This window comes from Pseudonocardia ailaonensis (assembly GCF_039531635.1).
Classification (GTDB): domain Bacteria; phylum Actinomycetota; class Actinomycetes; order Mycobacteriales; family Pseudonocardiaceae; genus Pseudonocardia; species Pseudonocardia ailaonensis.
Genome location: NZ_BAAAQK010000014.1, coordinates 1 through 20888, shown reverse-complemented (window position 1 = coordinate 20888; position 20888 = coordinate 1). Strand labels below are relative to the sequence as shown.

Annotated in this window: 18 protein-coding genes; 7 read left to right on the top strand and 11 right to left on the bottom strand. The window is 72.7% G+C overall.

Annotation, left to right across the window (positions count from 1 at the left end; translation table 11 throughout):
* The 4 genes from ABD324_RS21020 to ABD324_RS21005 all read right to left on the bottom strand — a co-directional run.
* The coding region (locus ABD324_RS21020; RefSeq protein ID WP_344419668.1) for an NAD(P)/FAD-dependent oxidoreductase at nt 1-358 on the bottom strand (358 nt) is incomplete at its 3' end.
* 5 nt (nt 359-363) lie between these two features.
* Nucleotides 364-1311, bottom strand: coding sequence for an NAD(P)/FAD-dependent oxidoreductase (locus ABD324_RS21015; protein ID WP_344419666.1), 948 nt, complete (start codon nt 1309-1311; stop codon nt 364-366).
* A complete protein-coding gene (locus ABD324_RS21010) occupies nt 1308-1895 on the bottom strand; it encodes a UGSC family (seleno)protein (protein WP_344419663.1) in 588 nt (195 codons plus the stop codon). The genes ABD324_RS21015 and ABD324_RS21010 overlap by 4 nt, the downstream gene beginning before the upstream one ends.
* Nucleotides 1896-1954: 59 nt before the next feature.
* Nucleotides 1955-3019 (bottom strand): hypothetical protein, encoded by a 1065-nt coding sequence (locus ABD324_RS21005; protein WP_344419660.1) that lies wholly within the window; start codon nt 3017-3019, stop codon nt 1955-1957.
* 417 nt (nt 3020-3436) lie between these two features.
* Between ABD324_RS21005 and ABD324_RS21000 the strand changes: the two genes are divergently transcribed.
* The gene (locus ABD324_RS21000; protein WP_344419657.1) at nt 3437-4294 is read left to right on the top strand and encodes an SMP-30/gluconolactonase/LRE family protein; all 858 of its coding nucleotides are present in this window, start codon (nt 3437-3439) and stop codon (nt 4292-4294) included.
* Between the two features lie 51 nt (nt 4295-4345).
* On the opposite strand, the gene ABD324_RS20995 is transcribed toward ABD324_RS21000, so the two are convergent.
* The 3 genes from ABD324_RS20995 to ABD324_RS20985 all read right to left on the bottom strand — a co-directional run bounded on the left by ABD324_RS20995 (nt 4346) and on the right by ABD324_RS20985 (nt 8779).
* On the bottom strand, nt 4346-5137 hold the full coding sequence (locus tag ABD324_RS20995) for an IclR family transcriptional regulator (protein ID WP_344419654.1): 792 nt from the start codon (nt 5135-5137) through the stop codon (nt 4346-4348).
* Nucleotides 5134-7299, bottom strand: coding sequence for a molybdopterin-containing oxidoreductase family protein (locus ABD324_RS20990; protein WP_344419651.1), 2166 nt, complete (start codon nt 7297-7299; stop codon nt 5134-5136). The genes ABD324_RS20995 and ABD324_RS20990 overlap by 4 nt, the downstream gene beginning before the upstream one ends.
* A 124-nt stretch (nt 7300-7423) precedes the next feature.
* Nucleotides 7424-8779 (bottom strand): MFS transporter, encoded by a 1356-nt coding sequence (locus ABD324_RS20985; protein ID WP_344419648.1) that lies wholly within the window; start codon nt 8777-8779, stop codon nt 7424-7426.
* Nucleotides 8780-9126: 347 nt separating this feature from the next.
* Here ABD324_RS20985 and ABD324_RS20980 point away from each other — a divergent pair, with 347 nt between their 5' ends.
* Complete coding sequence (locus ABD324_RS20980) at nt 9127-11292, top strand: molybdopterin-containing oxidoreductase family protein (protein WP_344419645.1); 2166 nt, start codon at nt 9127-9129, stop codon at nt 11290-11292.
* 16 nt (nt 11293-11308) lie between these two features.
* Entirely contained in the window at nt 11309-11824 is a 516-nt protein-coding gene (locus ABD324_RS20975) for a CBS domain-containing protein (RefSeq protein ID WP_344419642.1), read from the top strand.
* Here the strand turns inward: ABD324_RS20975 and ABD324_RS20970 are convergent.
* Nucleotides 11812-12729, bottom strand: a complete 918-nt coding sequence (locus ABD324_RS20970; protein WP_344419639.1) for an SDR family NAD(P)-dependent oxidoreductase — start codon at nt 12727-12729, stop codon at nt 11812-11814. The genes ABD324_RS20975 and ABD324_RS20970 overlap by 13 nt on opposite strands.
* Before the next feature lie 210 nt (nt 12730-12939).
* On the opposite strand from ABD324_RS20970, the gene ABD324_RS20965 reads away from it, so the two are divergent.
* The 4 genes from ABD324_RS20965 to ABD324_RS20950 all read left to right on the top strand — a co-directional run bounded on the left by ABD324_RS20965 (nt 12940) and on the right by ABD324_RS20950 (nt 17653).
* Nucleotides 12940-14118 carry a TetR/AcrR family transcriptional regulator gene (locus ABD324_RS20965; protein WP_344419636.1) on the top strand — a complete coding sequence of 393 codons (1179 nt, stop codon included), beginning with the start codon at nt 12940-12942 and terminating at the stop codon, nt 14116-14118.
* 90 nt (nt 14119-14208) lie between these two features.
* Nucleotides 14209-15426: an amidohydrolase family protein gene (locus tag ABD324_RS20960; RefSeq protein WP_344419633.1), complete on the top strand. Its 1218-nt coding sequence runs from the start codon at nt 14209-14211 to the stop codon at nt 15424-15426.
* On the top strand, nt 15417-16784 hold the full coding sequence (locus ABD324_RS20955) for a hypothetical protein (protein ID WP_344419630.1): 1368 nt from the start codon (nt 15417-15419) through the stop codon (nt 16782-16784). The genes ABD324_RS20960 and ABD324_RS20955 overlap by 10 nt, the downstream gene beginning before the upstream one ends.
* The gene (locus tag ABD324_RS20950) at nt 16781-17653 is read left to right on the top strand and encodes an LLM class F420-dependent oxidoreductase (RefSeq protein WP_344419626.1); all 873 of its coding nucleotides are present in this window, start codon (nt 16781-16783) and stop codon (nt 17651-17653) included. Before ABD324_RS20955 ends, ABD324_RS20950 begins: the two co-directional genes overlap by 4 nt.
* A gap of 27 nt (nt 17654-17680) precedes the next feature.
* Here ABD324_RS20950 and ABD324_RS20945 read toward each other — a convergent pair whose 3' ends face one another.
* From ABD324_RS20945 to ABD324_RS20935, 3 genes are all read right to left on the bottom strand, one after another.
* Nucleotides 17681-18703, bottom strand: coding sequence for an MsnO8 family LLM class oxidoreductase (locus tag ABD324_RS20945; protein WP_344419623.1), 1023 nt, complete (start codon nt 18701-18703; stop codon nt 17681-17683).
* A complete protein-coding gene (locus ABD324_RS20940; protein WP_344419621.1) occupies nt 18700-20193 on the bottom strand; it encodes an MFS transporter in 1494 nt (497 codons plus the stop codon). The genes ABD324_RS20945 and ABD324_RS20940 overlap by 4 nt, the downstream gene beginning before the upstream one ends.
* 228 nt (nt 20194-20421) lie before the next feature.
* Nucleotides 20422-20888: CoA-transferase (locus ABD324_RS20935; protein ID WP_344419618.1), on the bottom strand; the 467-nt coding region annotated here is incomplete at its 5' end.

The following is a 20888-nucleotide window of genomic DNA, read 5'->3' as shown; positions in this document are numbered from 1 at the left end:
CCATCGCCAGGATCACCGCACGGGCCCGGTAGGTCACACCGTTGGCGGTGACCTCCTTGACCGCACCGCCCAGCGACACGCTCTCGACGTCCTCGGCCCGCAGGTCCGCCCCGAACCGCTTCGCCTGCCCCCGCATCTGCTCCATCAGCTCCGGACCCATGATGCCGTCCGTGAAGCCGGGGAAGTTCTCCACCTCGGTCGTGGTCATCAGGGCGCCACCGAACTGCGTGCCCTCGAAGACCACCGGGTCGAGCTGGGCCCGCGCGGCGTACACCGCGGCGGTGTACCCGGCCGGTCCTGAGCCGATGACGATCAGCTCGTGGACGGTCCCGGGCAGAGGGGTCTCCTTCGGATCCACGGCCATTAGCTCCTGACCCGCTGCTGCGCCGACGCCGCGGCGGCGGCACCGTCGCCGGCCGCGGCCACGGCCCAGCCGGGGAAGCCCGACCGGAGCTCACCCACGGCGAACAGCCCGTCGACGGAGGTCCGCATGCCGGCGTCGACCGGCACGCGGCCGTCGGGAGCGAGCTCCACCAGGCCCCGCAGCAGCGACGACCTCGGCTCCAGGCCGTCGTTGACGAAGAGTCCGGCGAGATCGAGGTCGGAGACACCACCCGTCTCGACGTCGCGGACCTGTACCGCCCCCAGCACCCCGCCGGAACCGGCGAGGGCCGCCACCTCCGTGTGGGGCAGCACGCGGATCCGGTCGTTCCCGTCGATGGCCGATCGCGTCCCGGCGGAGAGATCGGGCTCCCCGCGGCGCGTGATCAGGGTGACGGCCGAGGCGTAGCGGGCGACGACGAGGGACTCGCGGCCGGCGAACTCGTGGTCCCCCACCACGGCCACGGACCTCTCCTTGAAGAAGGGGCCGTCGCACGTGCCGCAGAAGGAGACGCCGCGCCCCTCCAGGTCGCTCTCGCCGTCCAGGCCCAGCCGCCGCCGGCCGGCGCCCATCGCCGCGACGACGGTGCGGGTCCGGATGTCGGTCTCGAGGCCGCGCACCACGAAAGCCCCACCGTCCGCGCCGTCCCGGGCGATCTCAGTGACGTCGTCGAACACGAACTCGGCGCCCGCCTCCACCGCCTGCACCTCGACGCGGCCGGCCAGCTCGCTACCGGAGATCGGGTCGGTGATCCCGGGGAACCGCACGACCTCCTCGAGGTTGATCAGCTCGCCCCCCATCACGATCTCGCTCACCACGATCGTGCGCAGGCCGGAACCCGCGGCGAACAGCGCGGCGGACAGGGCGGCGATCCCGCCGCCCACGACGGCGACGTCGTACGAACCGCCCTCACCGGAGCCGTCGCTCATCCCGCCACCTCCCCGACCCCGGCCACGAGCTCCTCGCGGCGCGCGGCCGCCCGGAGCGCGTCGATGCCCAGGATGGACAGCACCTGCGGCAGCGCCTCCTGGGCGCGTTCGTCGATCTCGTCCTGCTCGAGGCTCGAGACCGGGTGCGCGACGCGGGCGAAGGCGTAGCCCGGCAGACCCCGACGGGCGGCCATGGCGGAGGCCGACGCGAGGAAAGGCTCCGTGCAGATCGCCGCGGCCGGCACGCCGCGGGCCTCGAAGTCCGTGGCGACGTGCATCGTCGTCGCCGAGCAGGACCCGCAGTCACCGAGCCCGGTGAGGACGAGGTCGCAGCGCTCGATCATGTCGTCCAGCTGGGCCTTGGACGGGAGCATCACCCCCTCGGTCACCACCGGGCCGACGAAGTCGACCTCCGGCAGCTCGGCCCGCAGGAGCGCGGCGACGGCCGCCAGCAGCTCCGGGGCGTTCCGCTTGGTGTTGGCGAGCAGGCCGACCACCAGCTTCTCGGTGCGCGTCGGCCGCGCCGCCGTCCTCACCTCCGCCACCGCATCGTCCGGGACGGGGACCAAAGCCTCGATCGCCATCGCGATCCTCCTTGCTCTCGCTGGCTCTGCGCTGTGCTCGTGTGGGGTGTGCTCGGGGTTCAGGGCGTCCGGACCGGCGAGAGGATGAACTCGCCCGGCCGGGTGTTGTAGCACCAGCTGGTGATCACCGAGGAGATGCCGGCGTTGCGGCCCCCGGCCACGATCAGCGCGATGTCACCGACGTCCCGCGCCCCGTAGCGGTAGGTGACGCCGCCCTCGGTCCGGTCCCGCAGCGGGTCGGGCCGGAACTTGAGCTCGGCCCGTTCGAGGTCGGCGACCGGTCGCCGGAAGTTCTCGTAGAGGAACTGCCTGGCCTCCCGCTTCGACCACCCGTGCTTGGAGCCGACGATGTCGGCGTGCTCCGGGCCCATCACCACGACCACCGGGCCGCCCGGGATCATCGCGCCGAGCCGGGACAGGGTGTCCGCGATCGTGATCAGGATGCCCTCGGCGCTGGAGCTGGTGCGGTTCTCGATCGGCTCCGGGCCCCGCCCGCTCATCACCATCACGGTGCTCTCGTCCGCGCCGAAGCCGTGCTCGACGTGCAGCGGCTCCCAGGGGGACTGCTCCTCGTTCTCCGCGAGGCAGAAGCCGACCTTGCCCGGGTGCCCCTGGGTCGCCTGGTCCAGCGAGGTCGGGGTGAAGCCCAGGACGTTGCGCAGGACCAGCCGCAGCGCCCGCCCGATCGCCACGTTCGCGTGGGAGGCGGGGGCGTAGAGGTTGGTGCCGCTGTTCATGCCGAGCGAGCGGCGCACCGGCCCGTTGACGACCGTGAGCTGGGCCCCGCCGCCCGTGCTCGCGTTGGACATGTAGAAGAAGGTGCGGTCCCCCGCGCCCCAGCGCCGGTCGGCCCAGCCCTCGATCGCGGCCACCACCACGGGGAAGTGCTCCGGCGCGCAGCCGGCCAGCACCGCGTTGACCGCGGCCAGCCGGACGCTGACGTCCCGCCGGTTCTCCTCGACGCCGAGCAGGATCTCGTCGGGCTCCCGGCCCGCCGCCGCGAAGAAGGCGTCGACCCGCTCGGCCGTGGGCACCGTGACCGGAAGCCCGTCGGTCCAGCCGCGCCGGGCGAAGTCGGCGACCAGCGCGGACTCGGACTCGCCGGAGACGATCGCGGCGGTCATCGGGATGTGCCGTCGTCATGGCTCTGGGACCTGGTGTGGACTCCGGGCTTCACGGTCTCTCCTCCGGCATCGGCGGGGACGCGAGCCGGCTCGACCGGTGGCGTCCCCGACACAGTCCCGGGACCCGCTGCGGGCCCCGCTGGAACCGCAGTCAACACAGGTGACCCGGCGACCGGCCACCGAAGCGTTCCGTGGCGCTGAACCGTCCTCGTCACGGCCGGAGGTGTTCTGGTGGACGAGACGACCGCCTGGCCCGGGGGCACCGGGCCCCCCGAAGATGACGGCGGGTGGGTCACGACCCGGCCGAGGGTTCGATCACGGTCGGGTCGGGATCCGCGCGGACATCCGCACGACGTACGAGGAGGCCGGTGTGCAGCGGTTGAGGGTTCTGCTCGACAACCATCGCGGGCCCGGGCTGTGACCGGGGAGCGCCGGCTGGCGCCGCTCCTGGACGGGCTCCGGTTCGCGGAGGGCCCCCGCTGGCGGGAGGACCGCCTGTGGTTCTCCGACATCTTCGCCAACCGGGTCATGACGGTCGACGAGGCGGGCCGCGCCGAGGTCGTCGTCGAGCTGCCCGACGGCGGACGGCCCAGCGGGCTGGGCTTCCTGCCCGACGGCCGCCTCCTCCTCGTCAACCTGGCGGAGCCGACCGTCCTGCGGCTGGAGCCGTCGGGCGAGCTCGTCGTCCACGCCGACCTCGGCGACCTGGCGGTCGGCGGGCTCAACGACATGCTGGTGGACGACCTCGGACGCGCGTACGTCGGCTCGATGGGCACCCACAAGAACAGCGAGCCCCGGCCCCTCGACGGCGACGGGGTGATCATCCTGGTCGAGCCCGACGGCGCGGCCCGGGTCGTCGCCGACCGGCTGGACGCGCCGAACGGACCCGCGCTGATCGCGGACGGCACGACCTACGTCGTCGCCGAGTTCCCGTCCAACCGGCTGACCGCCTACGACCGCTCCGCGGACGGGTCGCTCGGCGCGCGGCGCGTGTGGGCCGACCTCGAGCCCGCGAGCGCGGACGGGATCTGGGCCGACTCGGAGGGCGCGATCTGGACCGCGTCCCCGTGGACCCGCGAATGCCGCCGCATCACCGAGGGCGGCAAGGTCACGGACGTGATCGACGTCGGGGACAAGATGCCGTTGGCCTGCGCGCTGGGCGGAGCCGACGGCCGGACCCTCTTCGTGCTGAGCCTCATCGGCGACACCCAGGCGGTCCTCGACCGGACGTGCACCTCGGTGATCGAGACCGCCCGCGTCGACGTGCCCGCCTGACCACGTGTCGGGGTCGGCCCGGTCGCCCGACGGGCCGGCCGGGCCGACCCGTCAGGCGAGCAGGGTGCTGACCCGGCCGGAGAGCTGGTCGGCCGCCTTCAGCATCACCGACCTGTACCGCAGGACCGCACGCCCCGCCGCCGCCGTCGACAACGACAACGCAGCCACCGGCTTCCCACTCCGCCGGTCGAACACCGGCACCGCAATACACGACACCCCGAGGAACGCCTCCTCGAAATCCGTGGAGTACCCCTCCTGACGGACCCGCTCCAACACCCGGCCCAACAAATCCGGGGTGCCGATCGTGAACGCCGTGAACCGGTAGAACCGCGCCGGCACACTCCCCCCCGACCCCAACTCCGAGAACGCCAACATCGCCTTCCCCAACGCCGTCGCGTACTGCGGCCGACGCATCCCCACCGCCGTGTCCACCCGCACCGACTCCGGCCCGAACAACTTCTCCACGTACAACACGCTCGAGCCCTCCGGGACCCCGAGGTGCACCGCCTCCCGGGTCTGCGCATACAACTCACTCAGCACCGGCATCGCCCGATCCCGCAACCCGTTCGCCCGCGCCACCGCCACCTGATTACCCAACTCGAACGCCCGCGTCGACAACGCGTACTTGTCCCCCGCCCGACGCACATACCCGCTCTCGGTCAACACCACCAACAACCGGTGCGCCGTCGACTTCGGAACACTCACCGCCTTCGCCAGCTCCGACACACCCATCACCGGACGCGGACCACCCAACGCACCCAACAACGCGAGCGCCTTGCCCGCCGACGTCTCCAGGCTGCTGCCGGCTGCGGTGCGCTTCGCCTGCTTCATGTCGGTGCTCACCGGTGCGGCGCTTCTTCCAGGGGGACGATGTCGACCGGCAGGGCGGACATGATCGGCATCCGCAGCACCTGCTGCGAGGGGCCGCGGGTGCTGATCAGGTTGTTGACGTTGGCCCCGACGCCCGGGGCGAACGGGTCCTCGTCCTCCAGCCCGCCCCAGCCGTGCGTCAGGGCGACGACGCCCGGGCGGAGGCTGTCGTCGGCCCGTGTCACCGCCCTGACCGTGCCGTGGTCGGACGAGGCCACCACCCGGTCCCCCGACACGAGGCCGAGCTCGGCCAGGTCGTCGGGGTGGATGTGGAGGGGGTTCGTGCCGCCCTTGTTCAGCTCGGGGAGGTTCTTCCCCGTGCCGTTGAACGTCTCCTTGGAGCGGCGGACGACGAGCCGGTAGCGGCGCCGGGCCGAGTCCTCGAGAATCCGCCGGAGCTCCCCCATCTCCTCGGGGAACTCGGGCGGGAAGAGGTCGAGCCGGTCCCGGTCGGTGTCGAGCGGCCCGAGCACGGTCGCGGTTCTCGGTGGCGCGGCATAACCACGTGGATGGCGCTTGAGCAGCTCGAGCAGTCGGTCGTCGTCGGCGATCATCGCGAGCACGGCGTCGCTCGACGGCGGCTCGCCGGTCAGCGGACCGGGCCGCCCACGAGGAATCGGAGTGAAGGCGCCGACGCCCTCGCTCGGCCCGTCGCCGAGGCGCATGTCGAGCCGCTGGGCGCCGCCGAGGCGCCAGAAGAACTCCCACTCGTCGACGGCGTCGCCCGGCGCGGGGACGATCGGGGCGGAGTACTGGCCGAACGCGCCGCCCAGGATGTTGTAGTCGGCGCGCTCGTACATCATCGTCGGCGCGATGACGTAGTCCGCCAGGCGCGCCGTCTCGGTCATGAACGGGTCGATCGTGACCAGCAGGTCGAGGGCCTTCATCGCCTCCACCTGGCGGCGGGTGTCCGGGATCGCGTTGACCGGGTTCCCGCCGACCGAGAAGAGCGCCCGCACGCGGTCGGGGCCCGGCGCCAGGATCTCCTCGGCCAGCAGCGTCGCCGGCAGCTCGCCGAAGTGGCTGTGCGGGCTGGGCAGCAGGCCGTAGCCGAGGCGGCTCTGCCAGCCCGACTCCCACTTGCGGTAGGGGCCGATCACCCGGGCGCGCGGCTCGACGGCCGGCCCGGTCAGCGTCGCCGCGCGGACCTCGTCACCCTCGTCCGCGTAGCGCCCGCAGACGATGTTGATCGCGTTGAGCAGGTGTTCGCACGGGTTGCCGCCGGGCCCCATGTCGGTGCCCGTGTGCCCGTTGGCCATCCCCCGCCGGCCGGCGCCGAACATCCTGGCGGCGGCGAGCAGGTCCTCCTCCGGCACACCACAGATCTCGGCGGCGACGGCGGGCGTGGTGTCCTGGACGTAGCGGCGCAGTGCGTCGACGTTCTGCGCGTACCGCCCCCAGAACTGCGGGCGGTCGAACCCCTCGGCGAAGAAGACGTTCAGGAACGCGGACAGCAGCACGGCGTCGGTGCCCGGGCGGACCGGGAGATGGATGTCCGCGTTCTTGGCGAGCTCGGTCCGGCGGGGGTCGACGACGATGAGCTTCAGCCCGCGCCGGCGCTGGTCGCGAAGGTTGACGGTCGGGTTGGTGTTGCTCCACCCGAGGCTCTGCAGGGAGACCAGCTGGTTCCCGCCGACCTCCATCCACACGTCGGCGTCCTCGAGCCGCTGGACGCCGCCCACGTAGGCGCCGGCCCGTCCGTAGGTCACGGTCTTGGACGCCTGGTCGATCGTGATCGGCGAGAAGGTCTTGTGCGAGCCGATCGCCTCCCACCACGCCTTCGCGATGGGCAGGGTCGCGCTGGCCCGCCACGCGTAGGTGCCCCAGTAGGTGCCGACGGACTCGGGGCCCGTGTCGTCGAGGATCGCCGTCAGGCGCTCGCCGATGTCGTCGACGGCGGCCTGCAGGCCGATCGTCTCGAACTCGCCGTCCGCCCGCTTGCGGAGGTGCTTCAGGATCCGGTCCTGGTGGTTGTGGGCCGACGGGGCGTTGCGGCCCTTGACACAGCTGTAGCCGGCCGAGACGGCGTTCTCGGTGTCGGCGCGGACTCTGACGATCTTGTCGTCCGCGACGTCGACCACCGTCCCACAGAGCGCGGGACAGAGCCGGCAGTAGGACAGGTGCGTGGTGGTCATGTCGATGCGCCCCGGTTCGGAAGGACTCTTCGGACTCGACACGGACGCGACGTCGGTGCGCCCGCTCCGTGCGACGCGGGCCGGGGCCGGGCGGCCCCGGCCAGCGTCGATCGTTCGTTCCGGCTCAGGCGGTCTGCGCCTGCACCTCGGCCTCCTCCTCGCGGGCGGGAGCCTTCTTCTTGACCGTCCTGGACGCCACGAACAGCGTGCCGAGCGCGACCAGTGTGGCCGCACCCACCCAGATGACGGGGCTGAGCGCGGAGCCCGTCCCCACCACCAGGGCGCCGGCGATCAGCGGCGTCGTACCACCGGCGATGCACACGCCCACGTTCTGCCCCAGGTTCGATCCCGAGAAGCGCACGTCGGTGGAGAACAGCTCGGCGATGTAGGCGTACGCCGGCGCGGTCACGAAGGCGATGAGCATGAGGTAGAGCGCGATCACGAGGAACAGGACGACGATGTTGGTCGCGGTCCCGAGCACCCAGAAGATGGGCACCGACAGCACCAGGAAGCCGACGAACGTGACCACCATGACCCGCACGCCGCCGAAGCGGTCGGTCAGGCGGCCGGTGATCGGCGAGCCCACGGCGGCGAGCAGGGTCGCGAGCCCGAAGGCGAAGATGATCGGGGTGACGGGCAGCTGCCGCGTCGCGGCCAGGTAGGTGGTCATCCAGCCGGCGATGCCGGAGACGGCGTTGAGCCCGAGGGCCAGCGTGCAGGCCAGCAGCACCGGAGCGCGGTGGTGGCGGAAGAGGTCGCGGATGGGGGTCTTCGCCGTCTCCTTGCGCGCCACCAGCTCGAGGAACTCGGGCGAGTCCTCGATCTTGCGGCGGAACAGGAAGGCGAACAGGCTCAGCGGGATCGCGATGAGGAACGGGATCCGCCAGCCGTAGTCGAGCATCGTTGCCTTGGACACGAGCAGGCTGGTCAGACCGCCGAGCAGCGCACCCGTCGCCCCGCCCAGCGTGGAGCCGAGCGGCGTGAGCGAGGCCAGGAAGCCACGCCGGGACGGTGGTGCGGACTCCAGGACGTAGGTGACGGACCCGAGCACCTCGGCGCCGGCGGAGAAGCCCTGGACGAGCCGCAGCACCACCAGCAGGATCGATGCCGTGATCCCCGCGGACGCATAGGTGGGCAGCACCCCGATGAGGCTGGTCGCCACGCCCATGAGCAGCACGGAGGTCAGCAGGGCCGCCCGCCGCCCGCGCCGGTCGCCCAGCCGGCCGATCACCAGGCCACCGATCGGGCGCGCGGCGTAGCCCAGCCCGAAGACCGCCAGGCTGACCAGGATGGAGGACGCCGGGTTGTCCGTCGGGAAGAACAGCGGCGCGAGGTAGACGGTCAGGACGCCGAACAGCCCGTAGTCGTAGTACTCGACGAACGTGCCGACGGAACCGGCGACGGCAGCGCGGCGCGCCACGGGCGGGATCGGTTCCTTCGACCGTCGCCCGGTAGGAGCGGCGGGACTGGGCGAGCTCATTCTCGTGCCTCCTGAGGCGTGGCTGGTTCGGGCCTGCGCGGACGTGGTGGGGTCGAGCTCCGAGCCGGTGCGCTGCCGTGTTCCGGCGGTGCGCCGGACGTCGTGCCGGACTCGGTGCGTCAGGGGCCTGGCCGCGGGTCGGGCGCTTCGGCCGGGTCGTGACGATCGCCGGAGGGTGAGAGCGAGCGTACGAGTGGGTTGCCGTGATGTGAGCAGTAGCATGACGTTGCGCGTCACGATCGTCAACAGGCTGCTATGCTCAGCCGCAGAATCCGCCCGGACGCCGACGTCCGCCCGGTGCCCGAGCATCACCGACTGTCCTGGTGCCGATCAGAGGGCGAGATAGCATGACGGAGCTCACACCATCGTTCTGCCGGGTCTGCCAGAACTTCTGCCCGGTCGACGTGCACGTCTCCGAAGGGGCCGTGCAGCGCATCACGGGTGCCACCGGCAACGACATCTACCGCGGCTACACCTGCATCAAGGGCCGCACCCACGCCGGCCTGTACAACCATCCCGAGCGCGTGCTCCGCTCCCGCAAGAAGCTGCCGGACGGACGGTTCGTCGACATCCCGACGCTCGACGCCGTCGACGAGATCGCCGCGAAGCTCGGTGAGGTCGTCGACCGCCTCGGGCCGCGGGCCTTCGCGCTCTTCATGGGCACCTACGTCCCGTTCGAGAACCCGATCAACCTGAGCATGGTCGCCGCCTTCATCCGGGCGGTCGGCTCGCCGATGCTGTTCACGACGTCGACGATCGACCAGCCGGGCAAGCCCATCGCCAAGTCCTTCCACGGTGCCTGGATGGCCCCCAGCCAGGCGTTCGGCGAGCCGGACGTCGCGCTCGTCGTGGGCAGCAACCCCCTCGTGAGCCTCGTGGGACCGGCGGGGTTCCCCATGTCGACCTACCGGAAGCTCGAGGAGCGCGGCGGCCACCTCGTCGTGATCGACCCGCGCCGGACCGAGACGGCCCGGCGGGCCTCGATCCACCTCCAGGTCAGGCCCGGCGAGGACCCGGCCGTCCTGGCCGGGATGATCCGCGTCCTCATGGAGGAGGACCTGGTCGACCACGAGTTCGTCGCCGAGAACGTCGACGGCTACGAGCGGCTGCGGCAGGCCGTGGCCCCCTTCACCCCGGAGCACGTCGCCGGCCGGGCGGGGATCGACGCCGGGGACCTCGTCGCCGCGGCCCGGCTGTTCGGTCGCGCTCGCCGCGGGTACGCGGCCTCCGGCACCGGGGCGAACATGTCCGGGCACGGCCCCCTCGTCGAGTACCTCGTCCTCTGCCTGACCACGATCTCGGGCCACTGGACGCGCGCGGGTGAGCGCCTCCCGAGCCCGAGCGTCCTGACCAACGCCGCGGTGCCGCGGGCCCAGGCCCGCCCGCCGTACCCGGACATCGGCGACGGCGAGAAGCTGCGGGTCCGGGGGCTCACCGCGTCGCGGGCCGGGATGCCGACGAGCGCCCTGGCGGACGAGATCCTGACACCGGGCGAGGGCCAGGTCCGGGCGTTGATCAGCACGGGCGCCAACCCCGCCAAGTGCATCCCGGACCAGCTCAAGGTGGTCGACGCCCTCCGGTCCCTGGACCTGCTGGTCCAGGTGGACATCCAGATGTCCGCGACGGCCAGGCTCGCGGACTACGTCATCGCCGCCCAGCTCCCGTACGAGATGCCCGGCACCAACGGCTTCATGCAGCGGATGGCGGAGTACACGGTCGGCGCCGGGCTGCCCGAGCCGTTCGGCCAGTACACCGACGCGGTGGTCGAGCCGCCCCCCGGATCCGACGTGATCGAGCAGTGGCGGTTCTTCTACCTCCTCGCCCAGCGCCTCGGACTCGAGCTCTCGTTCGACGGCCTGGTCCCCGACGGTTCCGCGGCGACCCCCGTCGACATGGAGGGCCCGGGCGACGCGCATGCCCTGATGGAGATCGTGCACGCCGGGTCGCGCATCCCGCTCGAGGAGGTCCGGAAGCATCCGCAGGGGGCCCTCTTCCCGGAGCCGGCCGTCCACGTGGCACCCAAGGAGCCCGGCTGGACGGGACGGCTGGACGTCGGGAACGAGACGATGATGGCCGACCTGGCCGCCACCTCGGCGAGCGCACCCGACGACGGGGACAGTGCCTTCCCGCTGCGCCTGCTCGCGCGGCGGATGGCCCACGTCATGAACTCCCCCGCGCTGGCGGCGCCGCCCAACAAGCCGACGTACAACCCGGCGAGCTTCCATCCCGACGATCTCGCGGCGCTGGGCGTCGAGGCGGGCTCGCTCGTCGAGATCCGGTCGCCGCGGGCCGCCGTCGTCGCCGTCGCGGACGCGGACCCGACGATGCGGCCGGGCACGGTCTCGATGACCCATTCCTTCGGTGACCTGCCGGGCCAGGACGACGACGTCCGCCGCCACGGGACGAGCGTCGGCCGCCTGATCGCGGACGACGTGGCGTTCGACCCGTACTCGGGGCAGCCCCTGATGAGCAACATCCCGATCCGCGTGGCGGCGGTCGGTGGGGGCGCGTGAGCGTCGGCCCCGCCCGGTGACGCCGCCGCTGCAGGCACGGCACCTCATGGTGACCGTCCCCAAGAGACTCGGCCCGGACGCGTGCCTCTCCCACGTCCGGGCCGAGTTCGACAACGACCACGTCCACCTGGTCCTCGTCGTCGACCGCGCGGGACGACTCGTCACCGCGATCGAGCGCGCCGACCTGGGCCCCGGTCTCGACGCCGCCTCCCCCGCGTCCGGGTACGGCCGCCTGGAGGGCCGCACGGTCACCTCGACGACCCCGCTGCTGGCGATCACCCGGCTGCTCGGCAGCACCGGGCGCCGGCTCGCCGTCGTCGACGACCGCGGACATCTGGTGGGACTCGTGTGCCTCAAGCGCAGCCGTCGCGGCTTCTGCGACGACGACGGCGTGCGGGCCCGCGCACAGGAACGTGGCCGGCCGGTCCCCGCGCCCCTCCCCCGGGAGCTCACCCCCCTGAGCCCGGAGGAGTGGCGCGAGGCCCTCATGAGCACCGTCGAGGACGGCGCCCGCGAGTCTCAGATGCCTTGACCCCCACCCATGTCGACCATGGTCCCGGCCATGCAGCTCGCGGCGTCCGTGGCGAGGAAGGCGACCATGTTGGCGACCTCCTCGGGCAGCTCGTAGCGCTGGATCGCCTGGCGGCCGCGGGCGTAGAGGCCCAGGTACGAGTCGGGCACGAACTCGCGGTCGGGCCCCCACATGCTCCCGGGGTTCACCCCGAGCACGTGCACGCCCTGGGCCGCGAGCTCCTTGCCGAGGTAGTTGGTGAAGGTGTTGACCCCGGCCTTGCAGGTCCCGTACATGATGTGCCCGGGCATGGCCGTCATCGCCGACGTCGATCCGACGTTGATGATCCGGCCGCCACCCTGGGGGATCATGTAGTCGAGCACGGCGCGGGCACAGTAGACGGGGATCATCAGCGTTCCCCGGACGGACCGGTCGATCTCCTCGGGGGTCATCTCGGCGAACGGCCCCATGACGACGTCGACCGCGCTGACGACCAGGATGTCGATGCGCCCGAGCCGCTCGTGGCACTCGGCGATGACGTCGGACGCGCCCTGCCACGTCGTCACGTCCCCGTACACCGGGAACGCCGAGGCCGACCACTTCTCGGCCGCGTCCTGCGCCACCCCGGCGGCGTCCTTCTTCGGAGCCCGACCGGCGCTGCGCTGGAAGTCCGCCGCGGCGGCGGGTTCGAGGTCGGCCACGGCCACCTCCGCGCCGAGCCCGGCGAGGCGGTGGACGCAGGCCTGCCCCAGGTTCAGCCCCGCGCCGCCGACGACGACGGCCTTCTTGCCGCGCAGGTCCATCAGCTCGGTGACCCGCTTGTCGATGCTGTCGAGCGGGATGCGCTCCTCGTCCCACCAGTACCCCGGATCCGAGCCCCCTTCGATGTGCGAGTTCAGCACGTCGCGCAGAAAGTCCTTCGCCACCTGGCCACTCCTCGTTCTCTCCGAACCGCTTCGCGAACGATGCCTCCCGAGCGTTCCCGGACGCCGGCACCCGCATCGTCAGAGCCAACGTGTTCTAGCACAGGAACGGGCCTCATGGTCCCTATGGATCGTTCTCCTCGGGCGCGCCCTCCCGGGGCCCGGCCCCCGGCGAGCCGCCGGCCGCCCGATGCCGGCTGCAAGGATGGCGCCATGGCCGGCGCGCAGACCGAACGGATCGTGGGCGCTGCGGCGCACCTCTTCGCCCGCAAGGGCTTCGCCGCCGTCTCCATGACCGACATCGCCGACAGCGTCAACCTCACGGCGGGCAACCTCTACCGCTACCTGACCGGCAAGACCGCCCTGCTGCACGAGGTGTTCGCCGCCGCCCTCACGGTCTGCGAGGCCGACCGGCGACCACGGGGGCTGGACGACCTCGTCGCCGTCTCGGTCGACGCGGCCGCCACCGACACCGCGGTGGTGATGACCTACCTGCGCGAGCGCTCGCTGATCGACGCCGAGGCCTACCCGGACGTCGCCCGGCGCGATCGCGTGTTCGTCGAGCAGTGGCGCGCGGCGGTCGAGGACGCCGCTCCCGGTCCCGCGCCGGACATCGAGGCCCGGCTGTACGCGACGCTGGGGGCGATCGACGCGGTCGCGCAGCTCGCGGCCGGTCCGGGCGGGGCGGGCGGCGCCGGCGGCGCCGGCGTCCATGGACGCCGCTCCATCGGCGCCGGCCTGAAGGCCATGATCGAGGCGCCGCCGGCCCCCGCCGCCGCTCCGGCGCCCGACCGCTCCCCCACCTGGCGACCACCCGTGACCCGCCGGCAGCAGATCATCGACGCGTCGGTCACCCTGTTCGGCGAGCGCGGCTACCACAGCGTGCGGGTCAGCGACGTCGGCAAGGCGGTCGGCATCGCCGGCCCGTCCGTCTACGAGCACTTCCGCACGAAGCACGACATCCTGCTCGCCACGTTCGACCGGTGCGCGGGCCTGCTGGCGAACGCCTCCCTCACCGCGCTCGACGGGGCCGAGGGCCCCGCCGAGGCGATGGACCGGCTCGTCCGGGCACTCGCCGCGACGGGCGTCGCGAACCGCGAGGCCATGACGATGGCGTCGCGGGAGATCCACAGCCTCGACGAGACCCATTTCGAGCGGGTCAACCAGTTCGTGGTCGACACCGACGAGCTGTGGGCCGCGGTCCTGCGCGAGGTCTGGCCGGCGCTGCCGGCGCGCACCTCCCGGTCGATCGCGCGCACCGCCGTCCAGATGACGATGCACGGGGCCCGCGTCCCCGGTGGCCCCGGCCGGGCCGGCGAGGTCGCGGCGACGACGCTGGCGTTCCTCACGGCGGCCGCCACCCATGCCGCGGCTGTCGAGAACGACGAGTAGGCCACCCCCTTCACTCTTTTCCCGCTCCTGGAACCCCTGGTACCGTCCGCCGAGAACGATTGATCGGCTGCTTTCGACGTCGGGAGAAGCATGGATCGGACAGGGACGACGGCGGCCGGGCCGTGGCTCGACCGGGCGGTCGATGCCGACACCCACGAGATGGTGCCGTTCCACCTGTGGGCGCAGGAGTTCGGCGAGTCGGTCGCGGAGACGATGGCGCCGTTCGCGGCGAGCCCGCGGTTCACCGACAACGGGGTCAACAGCATCGTGCGCCCCGACATCGTCGCCGACGACGTCCCGATGACCTCCGAGGTCGTGTGGACGATGAAGGGCGCCGGCGCGCCGGCCGCCATCGACATGGGCCGGCGCACCGAGCTGATGGACCTGATGGGGGTCGACCGCGCGCTGATGTTCCCGAGCTTCGGGCTGATCGGCATGCGGCTGGCCGCGTCGCCCGAGCTGGCCGGCCCGGCGTTCGCCCTCGACATCACCGCCGCCGACGCCCGCCGCATCGGCGTCGAGGTCATGGAGGCCGCCAACGACTGGGCCGCGCGGGTCACCGGGGAGACGGGCGGGCGCCGGCTGCGGCCGGTCGCCGTGATGCTCCTCGAGTCGGCCGACCGGATGACCGCGCAGCTCGCCCGCCTGATCGAGCAGGGCATCCGGGCGATCTGGATCCCCGCGGCGTCACCGCCCGCCGACACCTCGCCCGCCGATCCCGCTCTGGACGCGTTCTGGCGCATGGCCGCGGACGCCGACGTCGCCGTGACGCTCCACGTGGGCAGCGACTTCTCGTTCGCCGCATCGACCCGGTGGTCGGCGAACGTGCCGGCCTTCGCCACGCCGAAGGCGTCGGTCGAGTTCCCCGTGGGCCCCTACACGGGCGCCACGGTGAACTTCGCCAGCGAGAACTACCTCGCCGCGATGGTGCTCGGCGGTGTCTTCGAGCGGGTGCCGAACCTGCGCTTCGGCGTGATCGAGATCGGCGCCGGATGGTTCGGGCCGCTGGCCGAACGGCTCGACATGTGGGCCGGGGAGCTGCACAAGGCGCTGCGCGGCGTCCTCTCGATGAGGCCGTCGGAGTACCTGGCGCGCAACGTGCGCGTCACGCCGCTCAACTTCGAGCCGATCGACCGGTACTTCGAGCGGTACCCGGACCTCGCGGACTGCTACTGCTTCTCCACCGACTACCCGCACCTGGAGGGCGGTGCCGCGATCAAGGCACAGAACCTCGCCACCCTGGGTCCCCTCGGCGCCGACGTCGCCGAGAAGTACTTCGTCCGCAACGGGGAGTGGCTGTGCCCGTGACCCTCGAGGACGCGATGGCGGCCTACCGCGCGAACCCGACCGATCCCGACGTCGTGACGAGCGCGTTCCGCGAGATCTGGCGCGAACGCGCGGCTGCGGCCGGCACCGTCCACGACGTGCCGCCGTGCCCGTACACCGCCGCGGAGCTGGCGGCGGTCGACGCGGCCGGCCGGCGCGTCGGCTACCTGCCCGCGGAGCTCGCGACGCAACGCACGCGGCACCGGCTCGCCGCGATCTTCCCGCTCCTGCGCAGCTTCGCCCTGTTCGAGGGCAACCCGGTGACGAACCTCGACAACCCCTCGGGCTGGTTCGACTACGACGCCGGGACGGACGCGCCGTACCTGGGCTCGGACGAGCACGACCTCGTCGCCGCGGTCGCCGCCGAGGGGCGCACCCTGGCGAGCCTGAACCAGTACATCGTGGCCACCCAGGACAGCAAGCTGCTCACCGGCCGCTACCTCGACGAGCGGGTCACCTGGTCCCGCTTCGCCCACTACATCGGCGGGCGGATGGTGTGCAGCCGGGTCGACGGCCCCGAGCCGCCCGCCGCCGACCGTCCCGAGGAGCCGAACGAGGGCAGCCTGCTCGTCGCGTTCGACCTCGGCCCCGGCGACCGGGTCGACTACCTCGGCGGACGGTCGGTCGGCGCCCCGTCCACCGGCCGCGGGCTGGTCGCCGAGGCGCCGGATCCGGTGCTCCGGTACCCGGACGACCTCCCCGACCCCGCGGCGCTGGACCTCGACGGCGAGCTCGCCCGGCAGGCCGCCGGCTACGTGGCCCTCGGTTTCCACCGCGAGCTCGGGCTCACCGAGGCGGAGTACGTCGCCTCGCTGCCCCGGTTCGCGCCGCAGCCGCCGGAGTACCGGGGCCGCCTCGACGTGCCGCTGCTGGTCGAGACCCGCATCCCGTGGGAGCGTCAGGCCGACCTCGCCGGCATCACGCGGTCGGTCGGCACGCGCACCACGACCTTCGTGCCGATCGACGAGCGCCACCGCGAGCCCGCCGGGCCCTACACGGCCTGGTTCGCCTGGTTCGGGCAGCGCTTCCCGGATCCGGTCGCCCCGGACGAGGCGCGGGCGGAGCTCGCGGCGGACGAGCGGGGCGGCAGCGTGCTGGAGCTGGTCGCCCAGCACGTCGCCCATCCGGTGCTGAACGCCACCGGCCGGTTCGTCGACGCCATCGGCCACGAGACGCGCGACATCACGTTCCTGAAGGACGAGGAGAACCAGGTGCGGCGCAACCCGGACATCTGTTACTGGCGCGGCAAACCGGAGCTCGGCATCGCGCTGCACCCGGTCGCGTACGTCAACTGCCGTCCGCTGGTGCGCGGCTCGGCCGTGACGGGTGGGGTGGCGTGAGGGTCGGGATCCTGTTCCCCCAGAACGACCTCGCGGGGGACGTCGAGGCGCTGCGCACGGTGGGCCGGGCGGCCGAGGAGCTCGGCTACACGACCCTGCACCTCGCCGATCATGTGCTCGGCACCGAGCACGCGGACCGGGAGCCGCCCCTGGCCGGGCGCGACGACGAGCACGACCCGTTCTTCGACCCGTTCACCGCGATGGCCTACCTGTCGGCCGTCACCACCGGGATCGAGCTGGCCACGTGCGTGCTGGTGCTGCCCCAGCGGCCCACCGCGCTGGTCGCCCAGCAGACCGCCGACGTGGACCTGATGTCCGGCGGCCGGGTCCGGCTGGGCATCGGCGTCGGCTGGAACCACGTCGAGTACCAGGCCCTCGGACAGTCCTTCGGCACCCGCGGCGCCCGCCTCGACGAGCAGATCCCCTTGCTGCGCAGGCTGTGGACCGAGCCGCTGGTCACCTTCCACGGCCGCTTCGACCACATCGAGCGCGCGTGCGTGAACCCGCGGCCACGGCGCCCGATCCCTCTGTGGTTCGGCGGGTTCGGCGAGCCCGCCTTCCGCCGCGCGGTCCGGGTCGGGGACGGCTTCGTCTTCTCCGGGTCGCCGGAGCAGGCCCACGCGGCCCTGGCCCGCGTCCGCCGGATGCTCGACGAGGCGGGTCGGGACCCGTCGACGTTCGGGCTGGAGCTCCTCGTGCGTGTCGAGACCGCCGCCGAGCTGGCCCGGCACGTGACCGCGTGGCAGGAGGCCGGCGGCACCGACCTGGCCCTCACGACCACGCACCTGGGCCGCGGCTCCCTCGCGCAGCAGCTGGACCTGATGCACGAGCTGCGGGGCGAGACCGTGCGGGCGGTCGGCTCCGGGTGAACCACCGCCGGCCCGGGGCTCGGGCGGCTACTCGAACTCCGCCGCCACGTCGACGGAGGCGAGCGCGGCCGCCACGAGCTCGCGGGACCGGCTCCGCAGTTCGTGGTCGGTCAGCATGTCCTGCACGACGATCTCGCCGACCCCGATGCGCCGGACGAACGGCTCCAGCTGCTGGCGCAGCGACTCGGCCGTCCCGGAGATCTGGTCGGGGACCACGCCCCCGGTGAGGGTGCTCGGCCGGGCCTTCTCGGCCGCGCCGAGCTCCGACTCGGCCTCCGCGAGGGTCGGGATCGGACGGATCCGCCCCGCGGCCCGCAGGGCGCGCGCCGGCCAGGTCAGCCGGTGGGCCAGGTCCTCGTCGTCGGCCGCGGTGATCACGAGCGCGATCATCGCCCGTGGCCCGCGCGGGTCGCGGGCGCTGGGAACGAAGGTGCGGCGGTAGTGGTCCAGCGCCGCCTCGGTCAGGGGCGCGTTGATGTGGCTGCCGAACGTGTAGCCCACGCCGAGCCGGCCGGCGAGCGCCGCGGTGCGTCCCGAGGACCCCAGGACCCAGACGTCGGGCGTCCCGCCGATCCCCTCCGTCAGGTCGATCGGGTGGAACGGGTGGGCGCTGTCGAGGTCGTGGCGGTAGTACCCGGTGATCTCCCGGACCTGGTCGGCGAAGTCGTCCACGGGCTCGGCCTGCCGGTCCCGGCGGAGGGCGCAGTCGACCAGCGGCCCCGACGAGGAGCGCCCCAGCCCCAGGTCGACCCGGCCCGGCGCCATCGCCTCGAGCATCAGGAAGCGCTCGGCCACGGTGAAGGGGCTGTGGTGGTTGAGCAGCACCGCACCCGAGCCGACGCGGACGCGGGAGGTGCGGGCGGCGGCCAGGGCGATGAGCGGCGCCGGGTCCTGCGACGCGTAGCCGGTGGTCCGGTGGTGCTCGGCGTACCAGATCCGGTGGTAGCCGGCCTTCTCCGCCTCCTCCGCCGAGGCGACGGCGCGGTCCAGCGCGGCGCGCTTGTCGCCCCGCGGTGCCACCGCGGCGAGGTCGACGAGTGAGTACCTCACGCGGTGACCTCCGGCGGCAGGGGCACCGCGTCGTCGCGGACCGCCGGCTGCAGCAGGACGACGCAGACGATGGAGAGCACGGCCAGCGGGACGATCACGAGGAACGCCTCGCCGAACGCCGTCCCGTAGGCGCTGCTGTAGAGCTCGCGGACCGGCGCGCTCAGCGTGTCGAGGATCGGGATCCGGCCCTGCTCGGGCAGCGGTCCGGTGGTCGGTCCCAGGCCCGGCACGCCCTCGGCGACCATCGTCGCGGTCCGGGCGGACAGCACGGCACCCATGACGCACACGCCGACGGCGCCGCCGAACGACCGCGCGAAGTTCGCCATGGCGCTCCCCGCGCCCATCTCGCTCAGCTCGACGTTGTTCTGCACCGCCACGACCAGGTTCTGCGTCGTCAGGCCCAGCCCCAGACCCAGCACCCCGAGGTAGGCCCCCACCGCCACGAGGTGGGTGTGGACGTCCACCGTCCCGAGGAGCCCCAGCCCCACCGCGACGGCCACGGTGCCCGACACCAGCCACCACCGCCAGAACCGCCCGTTGATCTTCCGCCCCGACACGACGCTGGCCAGCGCCAGCGCGCCGACGGTCGTCATCGTCATCAGCCCCGCGGCCTGCGGGCTCATCCCGCGGGCGAGCTGGAAGTACTGGGCCGGGTAGAGCGTCGCGGCGAACGCGACGGTGGCCAGCAGGCCCGAGGCGAGCGTGGACATGAGGACGTTGCGGTTGCGGAACAGGCGCAGCGGGAGGACCGGTTCCGGGTGCCGGAGCTCGACGACCACCGCCGCGACGCCGACCAGGAGGCCGCCCCCGAGCAGCAGCGCGGTGCTCACCGAGACCCAGGCGAACTGCTGCCCGACCAGGCTCGTCCAGATGAGGAGCAGACCGACGGACGTGACGACCAGCGCCGATCCGGCGATGTCGATGCGGACCGGGCTCCGGCCCCGCGGCAGACGCAGCGTCAGCTGCATGAGGACCATGGCGACGACGGCGATCGGCAGGCTGGCGAAGAAGCATCCGCGCCAGCCGAGGGGCGACTCCACGATCACGCCGCCGATGAGCGGGCCCGCGAGGGTGGCCACCGCGTACACGGCCCCGAGGTACCCGGAGAACCGCGCGCGCTCCCGGGGCGTCCCGATCCAGCCCACGATCACCAGGCTGAGCGCCGACAGGCCACCGGCCCCGACGCCCTGGATCGCCCGGGCCACCAGCAGGACGGTCATGGAGTGCGAGAACGCGCCCAGCACCGACCCGGCGACGTACAGCAGCATCGCCACCTGGATCAGCAGGAGCTTGTCGAACAGGTCGGCGAGCTTGCCCCAGATCGGGGTCGTCGCCGTCAGGGCCAGCAGGGTGGCGACGACGACCCAGGAGTAGCCCGTCTGGTTCCCGCCGAGGTCGCCGATGATGCGCGGCAGCGCGTTGGCCACGATCGTGCTCGACAGCATCGAGACGAACAGGGCCAGCATGAGAGCCGTCAGGGCGACTCTCATGCGGCCCGGTGGAATGCCGTGCGGAAGGTCAACAGCCAGCTCGGTGGAGCCGGATCCGACGGACATCCTCACCCCGGGTTCCTGACAAGGACGGTCCTGCCGCAGGTCGCGCGCACCGGGCGCGGACGCCTGAGGCCACGGGCCCGGGCGCCGGCACCACCGCGGTGGGGACGACGACGGGCACGGACGTCGAGGCCCTCAACGTATCATATCTCGCGTATGACGGCGTCAGGTCGTGGCGGTGACCGTCAGCGGGGCGTCGGTGGCGGCGCGGACCTGGTCCTCGGTGACACCGGGTGCGGTCTCGACCAGGACGAGGCCGTCGGGGGTGACGTCGATGACGGCGAGGTCGGTGATGATGCGGTTGACCACCCGCAGGCCCGTGTAGGGCAGGGTGTTCTCGCGCAGGATCTTCGGCGAGCCGTCGCGGGCGGTGTGTTCCATCAGCACGATCACCCGCCGCGCCCCGTGGACGAGGTCCATCGCCCCGCCCATGCCCTTGACCATTTTCCCGGGGACCATCCAGTTGGACAGGTCGCCGTGTTCGGAGACCTGCATGGCGCCCAGGACGGCGACGTCGAGGTTGCCGCCGCGGATGATCCCGAACGACAACGCGGAGTCGAAGAACGACGCGCCCGGGCCGACGGTGACGGTCTCCTTCCCGGCGTTGATCAGGTCCGGGTCGACGTGCTCGG